The following is a 17,502-nucleotide window of genomic DNA, read 5'->3' as shown; positions in this document are numbered from 1 at the left end:
AGGATATTCATGAAAGACCAATCCGCAGCACCCCACCGCACCCGGACTGCAGCCCCAAGGCGTTCCTGGCGGGTGGTGGACATTGTTGTTGCCTCCGTCCTCGCGGTGGCCGTGGGCGTGATTTTCTGGGCCTGGTCCCTGGGCTACGCCGGGATCAGCGTACTCACCGCGGCGTTTCCGCCGCTCGCCGGGCTCTACACCGGCGGCTGGCTGATTGCCGGGGTGCTGGGCGGGCTCATCATCCGCAAACCCGGCGCGGCGATCTACTGCGAGATGCTGGCCTCCGCCGTGTCAGGCGTGCTGGGCACGCAGTTCGGCCTCTCCGTGCTGCTTTCGGGCTTCCTGCAGGGCCTGGGCGCCGAGCTGGTGTTCCTGCTGTTCCTGTACCGGCGGTTCTCCCTTCCCGTGGCACTGCTGGCCGGGCTGGGGTCCGGCCTGTTCCTCGGCCTGAGCGAAAACGTCCTGTACAACGTGGAATGGGCTGCCCAGTGGCAGTTGCTGTACGTCCTGCTCACCTGCGTCTCGGGAGCGGTCATTGCCGGCGGGCTGTCCTGGCTGGCGGTCCGCGCGCTGGCACGGACGGGTGCCCTTGCACCCTTCGCATCGGGCCGGACGGGAACGGCGTAGCGGTGCTGTTCGGGAAGAAGGGCGGCGGGAGACGTCCGCCTGCTGCAGCGGCTTCCATCCCGTTGCGGAACACCGCCGCCGACTCCCGCCGCCGGCCCCGCCCGGCCGCCGTCGCAGCCCGCGGCTGGGGCTGGCAGCACGGGGGACGGACCGGTTCGGCGGTGTCTGGCCTGGACCTGGCGATTTCCCCGGGTGAGCGGGTGCTGCTGCTGGGTGCTTCCGGCGCCGGAAAATCCACGTTCCTGCACGCCCTTGCCGGTGTCCTCGGCCCGGATACCGGCGGGGAGGAACAGGGGGTCCTGACGCTCGACGGCGTCCATCCCGCGAACGCCCGCGGACGGACCGGGCTGGTCCTGCAGGACCCGGACTCCCAGACCGTCCTGTCCCGGGTAGGGGACGAAGTGGCCTTCGGCGCGGAGAACCTGGCCGTTCCGACCGCGGAGATCTGGCCGCGGGTGCGTTCGGCACTGGCCGACGTCGGACTGGAGGTTCCGCTGGACCACTCCACCGCCGCGCTCTCCGGCGGACAGAAGCAACGCCTGGCCCTCGCTTCGGTCATGGCCATGGAACCGGGACTGCTGCTGCTCGATGAACCCACGGCCAACCTGGACCCGGACGGCGTGGTGGAAATCCGCGACGCCGTGACCCGGGTGCTGGACCGCACCGGTGCCACGCTCATTGTGGTGGAGCACCGGGTGGATGTCTGGGCCGGCGTTGTGGACCGCGTTGTCGTCCTCGCCGCGGGCGGCGGCGTGCTGGCGGACGGTTCCCCGGAACAGGTACTGGGCAATCCCGCGCACCGCAGCACCCTGGCGGAGTCGGGGGTCTGGCTGCCCGGTACCAGGCCGGAAATTCCGGGCGGACCCTGGGGTCCGGCTGCGGCCGGTCCCCGGCTGCTGGAGGCCCGCGGGTTGGCCGTTGCGCGTTCGCTCCGCGGTCCCGCCGTGCTGACCGGAGCGGACCTGAGCCTGGACGCCGGCACCGCCGTCGGGATCACCGGCCCTAACGGTGCCGGCAAATCCACGCTTGCCCTGACTCTCGGCGGCCTGCTCCGGCCACGGGAAGGAACCCTCACCGCGGCCCCGGCCCTGGCCGGCGCGGCCCGCCCGGAACCCGGCCGCTGGACCTCCGCGCAGCTGGTGGACCGCATCGGCACCGTCTTCCAGGAACCCGAACACCAGTTCCTGGCCAACACCGTGCTGGATGAACTGGCCTTCGGACCGCGGCGGCTGGGCCGGGAGACGGACGCGCAGGTGCTGGCCCGGGTGCACCACCTGGCGGAACGGCTCCGGCTGGACAAGCTGCTCGAGGCCAACCCGTTCACGCTTTCGGGCGGGGAGAAACGCCGGTTGTCCGTGGCAACCATGCTTGCCACGGAGCCGTCCATCCTGCTGCTGGATGAACCGACCTTCGGACAGGACGCCCGCACCTGGGCGGAACTGGTAGCCCTGCTGCGCGGCCAGTTGTCGGAAGGGCGCTGTGTGGTTTCCGTGACGCATGACGCTGAGTTCATCGACGCGCTGGCCTCCCGGAACCTCCGGGCGGCGGGCGGGGTGCTCACCCCTGTTGCCGCTGCCGCGCCCGGCGTTCCTGCCGGCGACGCCGGCACGGCCCGGGACGCCGGCACGGCCCGGGACGCCCAGGTGCGGCGATGAGCGCTGCAGCTGCCGCGGCTCCGGCCCGCCCCGCCGGCACGTTCCTGGCCCGCGCCAACCCGCTCTCCAAGCTTGCCGCGGCAGTGCTGCTGACCCTGGCAGTACTGGTGACGGTGGACTGGGTGAGTGCCGCCGTCGTCCTCACCGCCGAACTGGCCCTGCTGCCGCTGCTGCACATCCGGATCGGAACGCTGGTCCGGCGGATCTGGCCGCTGCTGGCCGCGGCGCTGATCGGTGCGTGGGGCACGGCGCTGCTGGCGGAAAAGACCGGGTCGGTGCTGCTCGAGGCCGGGCCGCTGGTGTTCACCTCCGGCTCCGTTGCCGCGGGCATCGCCATCGGGCTGCGCGGCCTGGCGATAGCCCTGCCGGGTATCTACCTGCTGGCCACCACTGATCCCACGGACCTGGCCGATGCCCTGGCCCAGAAACTGGGGCTGCCGCACCGCTTTGTCCTGGGCGCGCTGGCGGCCATGCGCCTGGTGGGGCTGCTGGTGGAGGAATGGCGCACCATCGGACTGGCCCGGCACGCCCGGGGCGCGGGACCGGATGCCGGGGGAGCGGCCCGGCTTCGGGGGTTCGCCGGGCAGTCCCTCGCGCTGCTGGTGCAGGCGATCCGCCGGGCCACCCGCCTTGCGACGGCAATGGAGGCGCGCGGCTTCGGCGCAGCGGAACGGACCTGGGCTCGAACGTCGACCTTCAGCGGGGTGGACGCCGCGGTCTTCGGGGTGGGGGTGGCAGTGTCCGCCGCTGCCGTGGCAGCCGCGGTGGCGGCCGGCACGTTCAACTTCATCCTGACCTGAGGCTTCCCGGCCCGGCCGGCTTAGAGGGCCGCGTCCGCCAGTTTGGTGAGTTCGGCGTTCAGGGTCTCCGAGAAGGGCAGGTCCCTGCCGTCGATGGAGCGCACCGGTACCAGCAACCGGATGCTGGACGCCAGCCAGACGCCGTCGGCCGCGAACAGGTCTTCGGGCACCAGCGGCCCGTATCCCAGTTCCCAGCCGGCGGCTTCGGCCGCCCTGAAGAGGGCATCCTGCGTGGTTCCGGCCAGGATGCCGCTCTTGCGCTCGGGGGTGAGCAGGGTGCGCACGCCGTTGCGTTCGCGGGCCAGCACCACGGTGGACGTGGGCCCTTCGAGGACCTTGCCGTCGGAGGAGGTGAAGATCGCGTCGTCGGCGCCGTTCGCGCGGACGTAGCGCAGGGCCGCCATGTTTACGGCATAGGAGAGTGTCTTGGCGCCGAGCAGCAGCCACGGCGCGCGGGCGGCTGCCTGGCTGTCATAGCCGCGGTCCAGGAGCAGCACCTTGATGCCTTCGGAACGCTGGCGGAAGGCATCGGGGGCGGTGCTCACCTGCACCCATGCCGTGGGCGTGGCGGCGCCCTCCACGCCGCGGGTCACCACGAGCTTCACTGCCGCCCGTGCGGGGGAGCCGGTGCCGGCGGTTTCCGCCTCCGCGTGCAGGGCGAGCGCGGTGGCAATGGCCCGTTCCCAGGCGCCGCGCGGGGGAATGTCCAGTTCCAGGAGCCGCGCGGAGGACGCCAGCCGGTCCAGATGGGCATCCGGCTTGCGGGGCACCGAGTCCACGGCCAGCAATGATTCGAAGATCCCGTCTCCGCGGGTCACGCCCAGGTCATTGATCATCAGCTGGGGGACCCCGGCGTCGGCCGGACGTCCGTCGGGAAAGGCGGAATCCAGGAAAACCAGAACAGTCATGGCCCCAGCCTAGCCGCGGCAGGCACGGCCAGCGCGGCCGGACCGATAGGCTGTCTAAAAGGCGGCGTCGGGGAGGAGCAGGGTGTGTGGTGGTCTGTGGCCGGTTTTGACGTGTCCGGGTGGACCGCCGTCGTCCTGACCACGGTGGATTATGCGATCCGGATCATCGCCCTGGGTGTTGTACCCGGCAACCGCCGTCCCACCACCGCCATGGCCTGGCTGTTGTGCATCTTCTTCCTGCCGATTCCCGGGATCATCCTTTTTTCCTTCTTCGGCAACCACCGGCTGTCCGAGCACCGGGTGAAACGGCAGGCCGAAATCAGCCGCCTGGTCCGTGAAAACACCAAGGAGCTGGAAACCGAGGGCACCAATTACGACGGCCCCGAGTGGGTGCTGAATGCGGCGGAGCTCAACCGCCGGCTGGGATCCTTTCCCACCCTGGACGGCAACAAGGTGGACCTGCAGCGCGACTACCACGAGTCCATCTCTGAAATGACCGAGGCAGTGGGGAAGGCTACGCGGTACGTCCATGTGGAGTTCTACATCATGGGGTACGACGCCGTCACCCGCGACTTCTTCCGGGCCCTGAATGACGCTGCCGCGCGCGGCGTCACCGTCCGGCTCCTGTTTGACCACATCGGCACCCTGCGCATCCCGGGTTACCGGAGGCTGCTGCGCGAACTGCGCGGCAGTGACATCCAGTGGCGGCGGATGCTGCCGGTCAATCCCTTCCGCGGGCGCTGGCGCCGGCCGGATCTGCGCAACCACCGCAAGATCCTGGTGGTGGACGGGGACGTGGGGTTCACCGGCTCCCAGAACCTGGTGGAACCGGCCTACAACAAGCGCCGCAACCGCCGGTCCGGCCGCAAATGGGTCGAGCTTATGGCCCGGGTGGAAGGGCCGGTGGTGGATGAACTCAACGTCGTCTTCGCCACGGACTGGAACGCCGAGACCGACGAAAACCTGGAACGGGAACTGAGCCTGTACGAATCGTCGTCAAATCCGGGCGACGTCACGTGCCAGGTGGTGCCCAGCGGTCCCGGCTTCAGCACCGAAAACAACCTGCGCCTCTTCGCGTCCCTTATTTACTCGGCGAGCGACCGCATCTCCATTACCAGCCCGTACTTCGTCCCCGATGACACACTGCTTTACGCAGTGACGACGGCGGCGCAGAGAGGCGTGGAAGTGGAGCTGTTCGTCTCCGAGAAAGGTGACCAGTTCCTCGTGGACCACGCGCAGCGCTCCTATTATGAGGCGCTGCTGCGGGCCGGGGTCCGGATTTACCAGTACCCCAAACCGCTGGTACTGCATGCGAAGCACTTCACCATCGACAACGAGGTGGCGGTGCTGGGGTCCAGCAACATGGACATGCGCTCCTTCTCGCTGAACCTCGAAATCTCCGTCATGATGTTCGACGGCACGATCGTCGAGCAGATGCGCCGCATCGAGGACACCTACCGGGCACTGTCCAAGGAGCTCATCCTGGACAACTGGGTGGACCGGCCGCTGTGGCAGCGGTACATCGACAACGTGGCCAGGCTGACGGCGACCCTGCAGTAGCGGCTAGCCGGGAATGTTCCGCGGTGCCGGCTGCAGCCGGGACAGGACGGCCCTCAGCGCTGCCGCGGCGTTCCCCTGCGGACCCACCAGCCGTACGGTGAGATCCGCGGCGGAGGCAGCGTCGTCGTCGGCCGCCCAGCGGCGTTCCTGCGCCGCCCACCGCTCCCAGTGCGGAGCGTAGGTTCCGCCGTCGCGCGCCAACGCGACCCGGCGGCGGACGCTTTCCTCACCCGCCACCCAGACCGTGGTGTCCAGCAGCTGCCGGGCAGCGCGGTGGGCGGCGCCGACGCCCTCGAAGACCACGACGTCGGCCGGTTCCGTTCTCTGCCAGTCGCCGCAGCGTCCGGCGGACCAGTCCCAGGACTGCCAGCGGGCGGCGCGTCCCTCGGCGAGCGGGCACAGGATGTGCTCGCGGTAGTAGGTCATTCCCGATTCCAGCCCGTCCCAGCCGGGGTAGACATCCTCCAGGTGGAACACCCGAACGGAACGGGAGCGGGACAGGGCAGCGGCAATCCCGGCGGCCAGGGTGGTTTTCCCGGCGCCGGAGAAACCGTCCACCGCAATGAGCAGGGGTGCGAAGGAGCTAACGGGCATCGGGGGAGTTCCCGGGGCACATGGTCATGATGGCGGACATTCCTTAACCCTAGCCAGAAACGGTCAGGCTCTGAGGAGCAGTTCCCCGCAGGGGATCAGGAACCAGCCGTCCGGGGCTCCGGCCCACTCCTGCCAGCCGGCGGCAAGCTGCGCCAGCAGGTGGCTGTCCGCCAGTCCGCGTTCCTGCGCCTGCTCCGCGAAGGCGGAGTGCAGTACGCGTTCGGACCAGGAGTCCGCGTGTCCGCGCCGCTCTTCCGGCGTCGCGTAGAGCCAGTTGGAGGATGAGGGCGTGACGTCGGTGAAGCCGGCCTCCAGCGCCCAGGCCAGCAGGTGCCGGCCGGCATCGGGCTCAGCGGAGTTACCGCGGGCAATCTGCTGGTAGATCCGCATCCACTGGGCCAGCTCGGGTGTGGGCGGATGCCAGATCATGCCGGAGAAATCGGCGTCGCGCACCGCCACCAGCCCGCCGGGCTTGGCGACCCGGCGCATTTCCCGAAGCGCGGCCACCGGGTCCATCAGGTGCTGGAGCACCTGGTGGGCATGGACGACGTCGAACGTTTCGTCCGGAAAATCGAGGTCATAGACATTCCCGGCGACAAAGGAGGCATTGGCCAGTCCGTGTCCGTCCGCCCGGGCGCGGGCGGAGATAAGGACGTCTTCGGAGGAGTCCAGGCCCACCACCGGGCCCGGAGCCGCAAGCGCCGCGAAATCGGCGGTGATGCTGCCCGGGCCGCAGCCGACGTCGAGAATGCTGACTCCGGGCGTCAGCTCCGGCAGCAGATACGCCGCGCAGTCCCGCGCCGTTCGGAGGGCATGGGCGTCCACCACGCTGCGGTGATGGCCGTGGGAATAGGTTTCGGAAGCCATGGCAGGACCCTACCGCCAGACCCGCCCGCGAGGGAGAAGGGCCCGCTGCCGTGTTCCGCAACCTCCGGGCGCAGAGTTGAGCCTGAGACACTCAAGTTTGTTGACAAAGAAATACTGCTGAGTAAAGTTGAGTGCAGAACGCTCAATTGCTCTCCGCAGCGAACCGAGTGGCTGTCCTCCGGGGCGGACCAGGCCGGTGCCGCTGTGAGATGCGGGTTTCTCCAAGGAAAGAGGAAGCAAATATGTCACGTGCAGTAGGTATTGACCTCGGTACTACCAACTCGGTTGTCTCGGTCCTGGAAGGCGGCGAGCCCACGGTTATCGCCAACGCCGAAGGCGGCCGCACCACTCCGTCCGTCGTAGCCTTCGCCAAGTCCGGCGAAGTCCTGGTCGGCGAGATCGCCAAGCGCCAGGCAGTCAACAACATTGACCGCACCATCGCTTCCGTCAAGCGCCACATGGGCACCGACTGGAGCGTAGACGTGGACGGCAAGAAGTACACCGCCCAGGAGATCTCCGCCCGCATCCTGATGAAGTTGAAGAACGACGCCGAGGCGTACCTCGGTGAGAAGGTCACGGACGCCGTGGTCACCGTTCCCGCCTACTTCAACGACGCCGAGCGCCAGGCCACCAAGGAAGCCGGCGAGATTGCCGGCCTGAACGTGCTGCGCATCGTCAACGAGCCCACCGCTGCTGCCCTGGCCTACGGCCTGGACAAGGGCAAGGAAGACGAACTCATCCTGGTCTTCGACCTCGGCGGCGGCACCTTCGACGTCTCCCTGCTGGAAGTCGGCAAGGACGAAGACGAATTCTCCACCATCCAGGTCCGTGCCACGGCCGGTGACAACCGCCTCGGCGGCGACGACTGGGACCAGCGGATTGTCGATTACCTGCTGAGCCAGGCCAAGGCCAAGGGCGCGGATCTGTCCAAGGACAAGATCGCCCTGCAGCGCCTGAAGGAAGCAGCGGAGCAGGCCAAGAAGGAACTCTCCTCGGCTACCTCCACCAACATCTCCCTGCAGTACCTTTCGGTCACCCCCGAAGGCCCGGTCCACCTGGACGAGCACCTGTCGCGTGCCAAGTTCCAGGACCTGACCAAGGATCTGCTGGACCGCACCAAGAAGCCGTTCAACGACGTCATTTCCGAGGCCGGCATCAAGGTCTCCGACATCGACCACATCATCCTCGTGGGCGGTTCCACCCGTATGCCCGCCGTCTCCGAACTGGTGAAGGAACTGGCCGGCGGCCAGGAGCCCAACAAGGGCGTGAACCCGGACGAGGTTGTGGCCGTGGGCGCTGCCCTGCAGGCCGGCGTGCTGAAGGGTGAGCGCAAGGACGTCCTGCTCATCGACGTCACGCCGCTGTCCCTGGGCATCGAAACCAAGGGCGGTGTGATGACCAAGCTGATCGAGCGCAACACGGCCATCCCCACCAAGCGCAGCGAGACCTTCACCACCGCGGATGACAACCAGCCGTCCGTGGCCATTCAGGTCTTCCAGGGCGAACGCGAGTTCACCCGCGACAACAAGCCGCTGGGCACGTTCGAGCTGACCGGCATTGCGCCGGCTCCGCGCGGCGTTCCTCAGATCGAGGTCACCTTCGACATCGACGCCAACGGCATTGTGCACGTGTCCGCCAAGGACAAGGGCACCGGCGCCGAGCAGTCCATGACCATCACCGGCGGGTCCTCCCTCAACAAGGAAGACATTGACCGCATGGTCCGCGAGGCCGAAGAGCACGCCGCGGAGGATAAGAAGCGCCGCGAGGCCGCCGACATCCGCAACTCGGCCGAGCAGCTCGCCTACTCGGTGGACAAGCTCCTTGCCGACAATGACGACAAGCTGCCCGAAGACGTCAAGACCGAGGTCAAGGGCGATGTCGACGCGCTGAAGAAGGCGCTCGAAGGCACGGACAACGACGACGAGGTCAAGACTGCGTTTGAGAAGCTGCAGGCTTCCCAGACCAAGCTGGGCGAAGCTATCTACGCCCAGGCCTCCGCCGCCGGTGCCGACAGCACCCCCGGTGCTGCCGACGGTGCTCCGTCCGGTGACGGCTCTGCCGCAGGCAGCTCCGCCGGTGACGAAGACATCGTTGACGCCGAAGTTGTCGACGACGAAGAAAAGAAGTAACCATGCCGGCGGAAAACGAGCACGGGAACACTCCCGAAGGTGAAGAGCCCGTAAACGGCCAGGACACGCCCGGCACGGGCGAGACTGCGGATTCCGCCAACGGTGGCGCGGCAGGGGAGGAAGCTTCGGCTTCCGCCCCCGCCGCCGGAGCCGAGGGAGATGCACTCTCCCAGGCGGAGCAGATCCTGAACAACGCCGACGTACCGGCCCAGCCTGCCGCGTCCGGTTCGCCGGAGGCAGCTGAACTGCGCAACGACCTGCTGCGCCTGCAGGCCGAGTATGTGAACTACCGCAAGCGGGTGGAACGCGACCGCGACGTCGCCCGGGAGATGGCCGTCATCGGAGTCCTGAACTCCCTGATGCCCGTCCTGGACGACATTGACGCCGCACGCCAGCACGGCGACCTGGCGGAGGGACCCTTCGCCGCGATCGCCACCAAGCTGGAAAACTCGCTGAAGACGTACGGACTCAGCCGCATCGATGAGACCGGTGTGGAGTTCGATCCGAACATCCACGAGGCACTCATCCAGCAGCAGAGCGCGGACGTCACGTTCGATACGGTGACGCAGATCCTGAGGGCCGGCTACAAGTCCGGCGACCGGGTCCTGCGAGCCGCGCAGGTGATTGTTTCGGTTCCGGAACAGTAGTTGCACCGTGTCCGGGGCCGCCGTAAAGCGGCCCCGGACATTTTTCCATCGGCAGGTCCCGCAGCAGGGGCAGCAGGCCCGGCAGCCGTGTTTTCGCGGCAATGCAGCGGGATTCGCAAATGAGGAAGGGACACCAATTGGCTAGTCAGGATTGGGTCGATAAGGACTTTTACAAGATTCTGGGTGTTCCCAAGGATGCGTCCGACGCCGACATCAAGAAGGCGTACCGCAAACTGGCGCGGAAGTACCATCCCGATCAGAACCAGGGCGACGCCAACTCCGAGCGCATGTTCAAGGACCTCTCCGAGGCGTATTCGGTCCTGTCCGATGCCGAGGAACGCCAGCAGTATGACGCCATCCGTGCCATGGGCAGCGGCGCCCGGTTCACTGCCGGCGGCCCCCAGGGTGCCGGCGGCGGTGCCGGCGGGGCGGGCTTCGAGGACATCTTCGGGGACCTGTTCGGCCAGACCGCACGCGGCGGCGGCCGGCGGACCACCTTCAACGCGGGCGGCAGCAACATCCCGCCCGAATTCGCCGACCTTTTCGGCGGCGGCAGCGGCTTCGGCGGCGGCGGTTTCGGTGCCCCGCCGCCCACCAAGGGTGCGGACCGGACGGCCAGCACCACCATTTCCTTTGCAGGGTCCATTAACGGAACCGTGATCGGCCTGCGCGAACCCAGCGGCGAAGTGGTGGAGGTCCGGGTCCCAGCCGGCGTCAAGGACGGCCAGAAGATCCGGGTGCGCGGCAAGGGCCAGCCCGGCCCCGCAGGCGCGGGGGACCTGATGGTCACCGTCCACGTCACCCCGCACGACTTCTTCACCCGCGAGGGCAACAACATCCGGATCCACGTTCCGGTCTCCTTCCCCGAGGCCGCCCTGGGTGCCACCATCGAGGTGCCTACCCTCACCTCCGACACCGTCCGGCTCAAGGTGCCCGCCGGAACACCGTCGGGACGCACCCTGCGGGTCAAGGGCCGCGGCGTGCACACCTCCAAGGGCAACGGGGACCTGCTGGTGACTATCGACGTCGCCGTGCCCACCCACCTGAACAAGGACGCCCGGGAAGCCGTCGAGGCATTCGCCGACGCGACCAAGGGCGAGGACCCCAGAGCCGGATTGGCAGCAAAAGCACGGCTGTAATTCCGGCGCTCCGCTCCCCGGAGGGTGAACTACCCGCGTTACCATTTCAACAGCAGTGAAGGAGGAACAATGGGCATAGACGTCAATGCGCCTATATTCGTGATCTCCGTTGCCGCTGAGCTCGCGGAGATGCATCCGCAGACCCTCCGGCAATACGACCGGCTGGGGATTGTCCGTCCCAGCCGGGCTCCGGGGCGGTCGCGCCGATACTCCCAGCGCGACATCGAACTGCTGCGCGAGGTCCAGAAGCTCTCCCAGGAGGGTGTCTCCCTCGAAGGCATCAAGCGGATCATGGAGCTGCAGAACCAAGTCACCGGCCTGCGTCAGCGGATTGTGGAACTCTCCACCGAACTGGACGAGGCCCAGCGCCGTACCCCCGACCGCAGCCGCGTCTTCGCTGCCGGGCTCGCCGGCGACGTCGTCACCCTCAGCCGCGGGCAGCGCCCGCCGGCCGCCGCCACCGCCGTCCAGCAGCTGGGCCTGGTCTCGCTGATGGAACGCCGGAGCCGGCTGCGCGCGCTTCCCGCCGGCAAGTCCGCCGAGCGGAACTACGCCGACGACGGCTACATCCAGTCGCTCTAAGCGCCGGCCTGCAGGGCCTTTATGACACAATGCCGGGATGCCATATGAGGAAACGCCGGTAGGCAGCGTCCAGGCCTTGTACCGCTATCCGGTCAAGTCGACCGCGGGCCAGGCGGTGCGCGCCTCCGCCGTGACCGACAGGGGATTGCAGCATGACCGCCGATGGGCGGTTTACACCGAGGACGGCGGCATCGCCAGCGGCAAGCGGACCCGGCGCTTCCGCCCCGTGCCCGGGTTAATGCAGTGGTCCTCCAGCATCGAGGACAGTGAAACTGCGCCGTTGCTGATGAGCCCTGAGGGCCGCCAATATCGAGTCGATGATCCGGCCGCCTCCCGGGCGCTGAGCGCAGCCTTCGGCCGGGAACTGACCCTGCGGACCGAAACCGCTGTCGGGCACCATGACGAGACACCCCTGCACCTGGTGACAACGTCCTCACTTGCGGCACTCGAGGGCCTGGCAGGTGGTGCGGTGGATGAGCGCCGTTTCCGCGCCAACATCGTCATCGACACCGGTTCCCGGCTAGGGTTCTGCGAGGACGAATGGGTCGGCGCCGAACTGGTTCTCGGAGGCGAGGTTCTTCTGCGACTGGGGGAGGGGATGCCGCGCTGCGTGATGATCGACGAGACGCAGGCCGGTATCGCGGCACAGCGCAAGGCGTTGAAGCTTCTCGGCACGCACCACTCCACGGAATTCGGGCTGCAGGCACATGTCATGCGGACCGGGAAGCTGCGGGTCGGAGACGTCGTTACCCTTCGCCGCACCCTGACCGCATGACGGCCAGGTCCAGTCGCCCTGGTCAGGACCCGACGAGTCCGGTTCCGGGGGTCGGTCCCGCCCAGCCGTAGCGCAGGAGGACCGCTCCTTTCTCCGAAGCCTCCGGCGCCCCGAGCAGTCTCAGTTCCGCGGGCGGGCCGTCCGGAGGGAACAGGCGTTTCCCGGGGCCGACGACCACCGGATTCACCCACAGGTTCAGGGAATCGAACATGCCGCCCACGACGAGGGTGCGCGAGAAGTCGATGCTCCCGATGACATGGATTTCCCGGTGCCGTTCCCGTAAGCCTGCCAGCGCCGCCGCCAGGTCTCCGTCGAGGAGGTGCGAGTCCCGCCACCGGCCCAGATCCGGGGTTCCCCGCGACGCGACGTATTTGGGGACGGCATCGAACTTGCGTGCAATTCCGGAGTCCTCACCCTCCAGCTGGTGCGGCCAGTAGGCGGCGAAAATGTCGTATGTCTTCCGCCCCAGGAGCAGTGCGTCCATGGACTGGATGCCCTCGTCCACCTGGGCACCGATGGTTTCGTCGAGCAGGGGAGCCTGCCAGCCGCCGTAGGCGAAACCGCCCTCCAGGTCTTCCTCCGGGCCGCCCGGAGCCTGGGCGACGCCGTCCAGCGTCATAAAGAGGTCGATGGAAACACGGCCGGCCATGGTGCCCTCCCGTTTTGGTTACGGCACTGGGTAACGGTGCCAGGCAACATGCTCGCGACGCGGCGTGGCACCTGTCAATGGGCGGGAGGCGAGCAGGCGGTCCCCCGGGAGGGAAAACACCGGAGGGCTAGCGCCGCCGCCGTGCGCGCAGCACAACATCCTCGGTGTGGTGGGCGCCGGCACCGCTGGCAACGTGCCGTGGGCGGGTTTCGTCGACCTCTATCCGCCAATCGTCATCGAGCAGTGCAGCCACGTCGGCAACTCCCACGTACTCGTGAAGATCAATTCCGCGGGCCTTTGCTTCCTCCGCAGTGGGCGGCGGATGGTGCACCCACAGGAGAACCCCGCCCGGCGCGACGGCGCGAAGCAGCGAGTGTTCCGCTTCGTTCCCGTCAGTCCGCAGGAGTACGGGGTACTGCGCCGAAACCAGGTCAAAGGACGCCGGCGGCAGGGCAGCCTCGACCAGACCCGCATGCACCCAGTCCACCCGGACCGAACGCAGCCCGGCTTGGCGGGCCGCCCGGGCGAGGGCTACCCCCGAGACGTCCAGTGCAGTGACGTCCCACCCCTGTTCCGCCAGCCACAGGGCGTCGGCACCCTCGCCGCAGCCCACATCCAAGGCGCGGGCGGGCCGGAGCCCCCGGGCCTCGCTGACCAGCACGGCATTGGGCTGCCCGCTCCACAGTTCGCCGCTGCCGGCGTAGCGCCGGTCCCACAGCTCCTCGACGGCTGCAGGATCCCGCGGCTGGGAATCGGAGGGCTCGGCGCTGCGTGTCAACGGCGGGTGTCAGCTTCCGGGCGAAGGCGGATAAGGCGCTGGGGCCCGTCGTCGTCCAGCTCCACCAGGTCGCCGTGCGAGGAGAGGAAATCGGTGAAGGACCGGAAGCCCAGCGGCTTCTCGTTGAAGGCCGGGTCCATCCGGCGCATCTGGTTCTTGACCGTGCCCGTGTTGAGCCACTCGTCGGCGTCGCCCTTCGCGTGGCCGATCTGCAGGGCCCGCACGAGGAGTTCCGTTGCGAGGACACCCGGGTCGACGTCGTCGGCGGGTTCCGGCTCCTCAAACCCGGCCTGTCCCGTGTGCGAGAACATGGGGACCGTAGTGAGCCTGCGCGCAGGGGCAGGGTCGGGCTGGGAATCCGTCGGGGCTGCGGTTTTCCCGGCAGCCGTATCCGCCGCGGCCGGAGCGGCGGCTGCGGCTTCGATGCCGGGCAGCGAGTCGTAATCCTCGAATTCATCGCAGGCCGCAGCGAGGGAGGTGCTGGTCGACCCGGCAACACCGATGCCGACGACGAAGCGGCCGAGCCGCTTGGACTTCTGCGCGAGGGCAATGTAATCGCTGTCGCCGGCCACGATGATGACATGGGTCAGGTCGGGCAGGCGGAAGAGGTCTTCGACGACGTCCACGGCGAGGCGGATGTCCGCCCCGTTCTTGGTACCGCGCGTGGTGGTGGTGAACAGCTGCGTGAGGTCCACTGCCCGGGACATCAGCTGGCGCTGGTAACTCGCGTTCACGGGCACCGACCAGTCGGCATAGGCGCGGTTAACCACGAGGGTTCCGAAGGAAGCGGCGAAATCGATAATTGCGTTGAAATCCACCGTGGCTGCGGTGAGTTTGGCGGCAACTTCGGGATCGGCCTCGCGGTTCGTCCGGTCGAAATTGCGGATCCCGTCGCGCTGGAACGCGTTGCGGCCATGCAACTGCTGATAGCGCGAGATAACAATGTTGTCGAAATCGATGTAGAGACCGACGCGTGCGTCGTTCGGTTCAGTCATTTTTGAGTCAGATCCTTCGGTAAGCAAGGTCGAAAATCAGTCGGCCGGCCTCGTGGGCCTTGTTCTCGAAACTGGTCAGTGTCCGGCCTTCGAAGCGCGGGGCCCAGCCGCCGAGGGTATCGACGTCGTCTTCCGGGGCCTTGTTCTCCAGGCCTTCCCGGCGCACGCGCGTCAGTGGGCTGTCTTCACCGGCACGCTCGCCGGCGTGCAGATTCCCGAACCGCGCCGATGCATCCAGCACGTCGCGCATCTGCACGGCGTAGTCAGACCAGTCGGTTGCCAGGCGCCACGTGCCGCCGGGCTCCAGCACCCGGGCCACCAGCTCGGCAAAGGACTCCTTGACCAGGCGGCGCTTGTGGTGGCGGGTCTTGTGCCAGGGGTCGGGGAAGAACACCCAAACCTCAGCCACGGACCCGGCCGGGAGCATGCTGGTGAGCACCTCCGGGGCATTTGCCTGGACCACGCGGATATTCGTCAGGCCCTTCTGGCCGATCCGCTGCAGGGTCTGCGCCAGGCCGGGGAGATAGACCTCAACGGCCAGGAAGTCCTTGTCCGGATTCTGCTCGGCGGCATGGGCAACGGCTTCGCCCAGGCCCGAACCGATTTCGACGACGAGGGGAGCGGTGCGCCCGAACTCGGCGGCGGCGTCGAACACGTATCCGGGGTGCACCGAGGTGTCCGCTTCGTCACGCGGGACATCCACCACGAAGCGGTCGGAAAGTTCGTCCCAGGCCTGCTGGCGGCGGCCCTGCAGACGCGAGCCGCGCCGGACAAAGGACACCGGAGAGCGGAAATGCTGCTCCTCGTCGGAGCCGGTGGCGGGATCCGCCGGCCCGGTTTCGGCGGCGTCGGGCAGGGCTGGTTCAGTAGTCATCACTGTTAATGCTATCGGCTGGCACGGCCCCGGATTTCACCGCCGTTGCAGCCCCCGATTAGGAAAGATTCCGCATTACGGTAAACTTGAGGCAGATGTTGGTCCTGCCACTGTTGAACCATGCTTAAAATCCAAGGTTTGAACAGTGTGTGTAAGCAGTCCAGCCTGCGTCGATGAACGCTTTCTTTTGTCCCGCTTCAGTGCGGTAGACACTGTCTGACTTTTCTTCGGCGAACCCCCGGCCCAAACGGCGTTGGGGGCCTCTTACCGAAAGTTGCCTGTCTTTAATGACCACTTTTGCTGCCCTTGGTGTGCCCAAGGCACTTGTTTCCTCCCTCGCCGCCGCCGGAATTGACGAGGCCTTCCCCATCCAGGTGGAAACCCTTCCGGACACACTCAAGGGCCGTGACGTCCTGGGCCGTGGCCGCACCGGTTCCGGCAAGACCCTGGCATTCTCCCTCCCGCTGGTCGCCCGGCTGGCCGAGAACGAAGCAGCCTACCGCCGCCGCCCGAACCGCCCGCTGGGCCTGGTCCTGGCTCCGACCCGCGAACTGGCCACGCAGATCAACAACGTGATTGAGCCGCTCGCGAAGGAACTGGGCCTGAACACCACCGTGATCTACGGCGGCGTATCCCAGCAGCGCCAGGAAAAGGCACTCAAGGCCGGCGTCGACATCGTCATCGCCTGCCCGGGCCGCCTCGAAGACCTGATGAAGCAGAAGGTCATCAGCCTCGAGTCCGTCGAGATCACCGTCCTGGACGAGGCCGACCACATGGCGGACCTCGGCTTCCTGCCGGTTGTCCAGCGCCTGCTGGACCGCACTCCGGAAAAGGGCCAGCGGATGCTGTTCTCCGCCACGCTGGACAACGGCGTGGACAAGCTCGTCCGCCGTTACCTGTCCAACCCGCTGACGCACTCCGTGGATGAGCCGCAGGCAGCGGTCTCCACCATGGAGCACCACGTGCTGCTGGTCCAGGACCAGACCGCCAAGAAGCTGCTGGTCAAGGAACTGGCCGGTGGCCAGGGCCGCCGCATCATGTTCATGCGCACCAAGCACCACGCCCGCAAGATGGCCCAGTTCCTCACGGACAACGGCATCCCCACGGTGGACCTGCACGGCAACCTGTCCCAGAATGCCCGTGACCGCAACCTGGCGGAGTTCGCTTCCGGCGACGTCCGCGTCCTGGTCGCCACCGACGTCGCCGCCCGCGGCGTCCACGTGGATGACGTTGAACTCGTGGTCCACATTGATCCGCCCACGGAGCACAAGGCCTACCTGCACCGTTCAGGCCGTACGGCCCGCGCCGGATCCAGCGGAACCGTGGTGACGCTGACCCTCCCGGAGCAGAAGAGCGAGGTGTCGAAGCTGATGAAGGCTGCCGGCGTCGACGTTTCCATCGAGAAGGTCAGCCACAATTCGCCGTCCATCGCCAAGCTTGTCGGCGAACGCGCGGCCGTTGTGGAACCGCACGTCCGCGCTGCACAGCTCGCGGCCAAGTCGCCGCAGCAGGGCGGCGGGCGCTCCACCGGCGCCAACGCCCAGCGCAAGCGCGCAGCCCGCAGCACGGGTGCTCCCCGCGCCGGCGGACGCGGCGGTACAGGCGGCCGCGGCCGCGTTTCGGCTGAACGCCCGGACCGCAGCGAACGCAATGACCGTGCCGTCGACGACGTGCGTACGCAGCGTCCGGCCCGGTCTTCGGACGGACGCCGCAACAGCGCCTCGGCCGCGACCGCATCCGGCCGCAACCGCCGCCCGGCAACCGGCCAGCGCGCCGAGGGCGCCGGCAGCGGCCAGCGTGCAGGCGGGGCCTCCCGCGGCGCCGCCGGTGCAGCCTCCGGCCGTCCGGCACGCGCCGCCGGTCCCCGCCGCGCCACCGCGCCGGCGTCGAACGAACGCCGTTCCCGCTAAGGCATAGCAACAG

The 17,502-nt window shown here is 67.8% G+C and carries 16 protein-coding genes and 1 pseudogene; 10 read left to right on the top strand and 7 right to left on the bottom strand.

Going from position 1 to position 17,502, the window contains the following annotated elements:
* Nucleotides 1-9 precede the first annotated feature (9 nt).
* From LJ760_RS03275 to LJ760_RS03265, 3 genes are all read left to right on the top strand, one after another.
* Nucleotides 10-627, top strand: a complete 618-nt coding sequence (locus tag LJ760_RS03275; protein ID WP_227919223.1) for an ECF transporter S component — start codon at nucleotides 10-12, stop codon at nucleotides 625-627.
* Between the two features lie 62 nt (nucleotides 628-689).
* Entirely contained in the window at nucleotides 690-2,282 is a 1,593-nt protein-coding gene (locus tag LJ760_RS03270; RefSeq protein WP_227920897.1) for an ABC transporter ATP-binding protein, read from the top strand.
* Nucleotides 2,279-3,082, top strand: coding sequence for an energy-coupling factor transporter transmembrane component T family protein (locus tag LJ760_RS03265; protein WP_227919222.1), 804 nt, complete (start codon nucleotides 2,279-2,281; stop codon nucleotides 3,080-3,082). Before LJ760_RS03270 ends, LJ760_RS03265 begins: the two co-directional genes overlap by 4 nt.
* Nucleotides 3,083-3,102: 20 nt before the next feature.
* Here the strand turns inward: LJ760_RS03265 and LJ760_RS03260 are convergent, their stop codons facing one another.
* The gene (locus LJ760_RS03260) at nucleotides 3,103-3,990 is read right to left on the bottom strand and encodes an aminodeoxychorismate lyase (RefSeq protein WP_227919219.1); all 888 of its coding nucleotides are present in this window, start codon (nucleotides 3,988-3,990) and stop codon (nucleotides 3,103-3,105) included.
* Nucleotides 3,991-4,074: 84 nt separating this feature from the next.
* On the opposite strand from LJ760_RS03260, the gene cls reads away from it, so the two are divergent.
* Nucleotides 4,075-5,550, top strand: coding sequence for a cardiolipin synthase (gene cls / locus LJ760_RS03255; protein ID WP_374200024.1), 1,476 nt, complete (start codon nucleotides 4,075-4,077; stop codon nucleotides 5,548-5,550).
* Between the two features lie 3 nt (nucleotides 5,551-5,553).
* Here the strand turns inward: cls and LJ760_RS03250 are convergent, their stop codons facing one another.
* Together LJ760_RS03250 and LJ760_RS03245 are read right to left on the bottom strand one after the other, a co-directional pair.
* Nucleotides 5,554-6,144, bottom strand: coding sequence for a hypothetical protein (locus LJ760_RS03250; RefSeq protein ID WP_227919217.1), 591 nt, complete (start codon nucleotides 6,142-6,144; stop codon nucleotides 5,554-5,556).
* 63 nt (nucleotides 6,145-6,207) lie between these two features.
* The gene (locus LJ760_RS03245) at nucleotides 6,208-7,011 is read right to left on the bottom strand and encodes a methyltransferase domain-containing protein (RefSeq protein WP_227919215.1); all 804 of its coding nucleotides are present in this window, start codon (nucleotides 7,009-7,011) and stop codon (nucleotides 6,208-6,210) included.
* Between the two features lie 242 nt (nucleotides 7,012-7,253).
* Between LJ760_RS03245 and dnaK the strand changes: the two genes are divergently transcribed.
* The 5 genes and pseudogenes from dnaK to LJ760_RS03220 all read left to right on the top strand — a co-directional run bounded on the left by dnaK (nucleotide 7,254) and on the right by LJ760_RS03220 (nucleotide 12,283).
* On the top strand, nucleotides 7,254-9,140 hold the full coding sequence (gene dnaK / locus LJ760_RS03240) for a molecular chaperone DnaK (RefSeq protein ID WP_227919212.1): 1,887 nt from the start codon (nucleotides 7,254-7,256) through the stop codon (nucleotides 9,138-9,140).
* Nucleotides 9,141-9,142: 2 nt separating this feature from the next.
* Nucleotides 9,143-9,787 (top strand): nucleotide exchange factor GrpE, encoded by a 645-nt coding sequence (locus tag LJ760_RS03235; RefSeq protein WP_227919210.1) that lies wholly within the window; start codon nucleotides 9,143-9,145, stop codon nucleotides 9,785-9,787.
* 137 nt (nucleotides 9,788-9,924) lie between these two features.
* Complete coding sequence (locus tag LJ760_RS03230) at nucleotides 9,925-10,926, top strand: DnaJ C-terminal domain-containing protein (protein ID WP_227919209.1); 1,002 nt, start codon at nucleotides 9,925-9,927, stop codon at nucleotides 10,924-10,926.
* A gap of 69 nt (nucleotides 10,927-10,995) precedes the next feature.
* A pseudogene (locus LJ760_RS03225) lies at nucleotides 10,996-11,394 on the top strand (heat shock protein transcriptional repressor HspR); the annotation flags it as partial.
* A 151-nt stretch (nucleotides 11,395-11,545) separates the two neighbouring features.
* On the top strand, nucleotides 11,546-12,283 hold the full coding sequence (locus LJ760_RS03220) for an MOSC domain-containing protein (protein WP_227919208.1): 738 nt from the start codon (nucleotides 11,546-11,548) through the stop codon (nucleotides 12,281-12,283).
* Nucleotides 12,284-12,305: 22 nt separating this feature from the next.
* Here the strand turns inward: LJ760_RS03220 and LJ760_RS03215 are convergent, their stop codons facing one another.
* The 4 genes from LJ760_RS03215 to trmB all read right to left on the bottom strand — a co-directional run bounded on the left by LJ760_RS03215 (nucleotide 12,306) and on the right by trmB (nucleotide 15,579).
* On the bottom strand, nucleotides 12,306-12,932 hold the full coding sequence (locus LJ760_RS03215) for a dihydrofolate reductase family protein (RefSeq protein WP_227919207.1): 627 nt from the start codon (nucleotides 12,930-12,932) through the stop codon (nucleotides 12,306-12,308).
* 127 nt (nucleotides 12,933-13,059) lie between these two features.
* Entirely contained in the window at nucleotides 13,060-13,710 is a 651-nt protein-coding gene (locus LJ760_RS03210; RefSeq protein ID WP_227919206.1) for a class I SAM-dependent methyltransferase, read from the bottom strand.
* The gene (locus tag LJ760_RS03205) at nucleotides 13,707-14,705 is read right to left on the bottom strand and encodes an NYN domain-containing protein (protein ID WP_227919205.1); all 999 of its coding nucleotides are present in this window, start codon (nucleotides 14,703-14,705) and stop codon (nucleotides 13,707-13,709) included. The genes LJ760_RS03210 and LJ760_RS03205 overlap by 4 nt, the downstream gene beginning before the upstream one ends.
* A gap of 7 nt (nucleotides 14,706-14,712) precedes the next feature.
* Nucleotides 14,713-15,579: a tRNA (guanosine(46)-N7)-methyltransferase TrmB gene (trmB, locus tag LJ760_RS03200; RefSeq protein ID WP_227919203.1), complete on the bottom strand. Its 867-nt coding sequence runs from the start codon at nucleotides 15,577-15,579 to the stop codon at nucleotides 14,713-14,715.
* A 287-nt stretch (nucleotides 15,580-15,866) separates the two neighbouring features.
* On the opposite strand from trmB, the gene LJ760_RS03195 reads away from it, so the two are divergent.
* On the top strand, nucleotides 15,867-17,489 hold the full coding sequence (locus tag LJ760_RS03195; protein ID WP_227919201.1) for a DEAD/DEAH box helicase: 1,623 nt from the start codon (nucleotides 15,867-15,869) through the stop codon (nucleotides 17,487-17,489).
* The last annotated feature ends 13 nt before the right edge of the window (nucleotides 17,490-17,502 follow it).

The organism is Arthrobacter sp. zg-Y895 (assembly GCF_020731025.1).
In the GTDB taxonomy this organism is placed as follows: domain Bacteria; phylum Actinomycetota; class Actinomycetes; order Actinomycetales; family Micrococcaceae; genus Arthrobacter_B.
The sequence above is the reverse complement of the archived record's forward strand: the minus strand, read 5'-3'. Positions and strand labels throughout refer to the sequence as shown.

Bases quoted from the DNA above. Each gene is read 5' to 3' on its own strand.
- LJ760_RS03220 (WP_227919208.1), top strand. From the start codon at position 11,546: ATGCCATATGAGGAAACGCCGGTAGGCAGCGTCCAGGCCTTGTACCGC.
- LJ760_RS03195 (WP_227919201.1), top strand. From the start codon at position 15,867: ATGACCACTTTTGCTGCCCTTGGTGTGCCCAAGGCACTTGTTTCCTCC.
- LJ760_RS03250 (WP_227919217.1), bottom strand. From the start codon at position 6,144: ATGCCCGTTAGCTCCTTCGCACCCCTGCTCATTGCGGTGGACGGTTTC.
- LJ760_RS03245 (WP_227919215.1), bottom strand. From the start codon at position 7,011: ATGGCTTCCGAAACCTATTCCCACGGCCATCACCGCAGCGTGGTGGAC.
- LJ760_RS03235 (WP_227919210.1), top strand. From the start codon at position 9,143: ATGCCGGCGGAAAACGAGCACGGGAACACTCCCGAAGGTGAAGAGCCC.
- LJ760_RS03260 (WP_227919219.1), bottom strand. From the start codon at position 3,990: ATGACTGTTCTGGTTTTCCTGGATTCCGCCTTTCCCGACGGACGTCCG.
- LJ760_RS03205 (WP_227919205.1), bottom strand. From the start codon at position 14,705: ATGACTGAACCGAACGACGCACGCGTCGGTCTCTACATCGATTTCGAC.
- dnaK (WP_227919212.1), top strand. From the start codon at position 7,254: ATGTCACGTGCAGTAGGTATTGACCTCGGTACTACCAACTCGGTTGTC.
- trmB (WP_227919203.1), bottom strand. From the start codon at position 15,579: ATGACTACTGAACCAGCCCTGCCCGACGCCGCCGAAACCGGGCCGGCG.
- LJ760_RS03215 (WP_227919207.1), bottom strand. From the start codon at position 12,932: ATGGCCGGCCGTGTTTCCATCGACCTCTTTATGACGCTGGACGGCGTC.
- LJ760_RS03265 (WP_227919222.1), top strand. From the start codon at position 2,279: ATGAGCGCTGCAGCTGCCGCGGCTCCGGCCCGCCCCGCCGGCACGTTC.
- LJ760_RS03275 (WP_227919223.1), top strand. From the start codon at position 10: ATGAAAGACCAATCCGCAGCACCCCACCGCACCCGGACTGCAGCCCCA.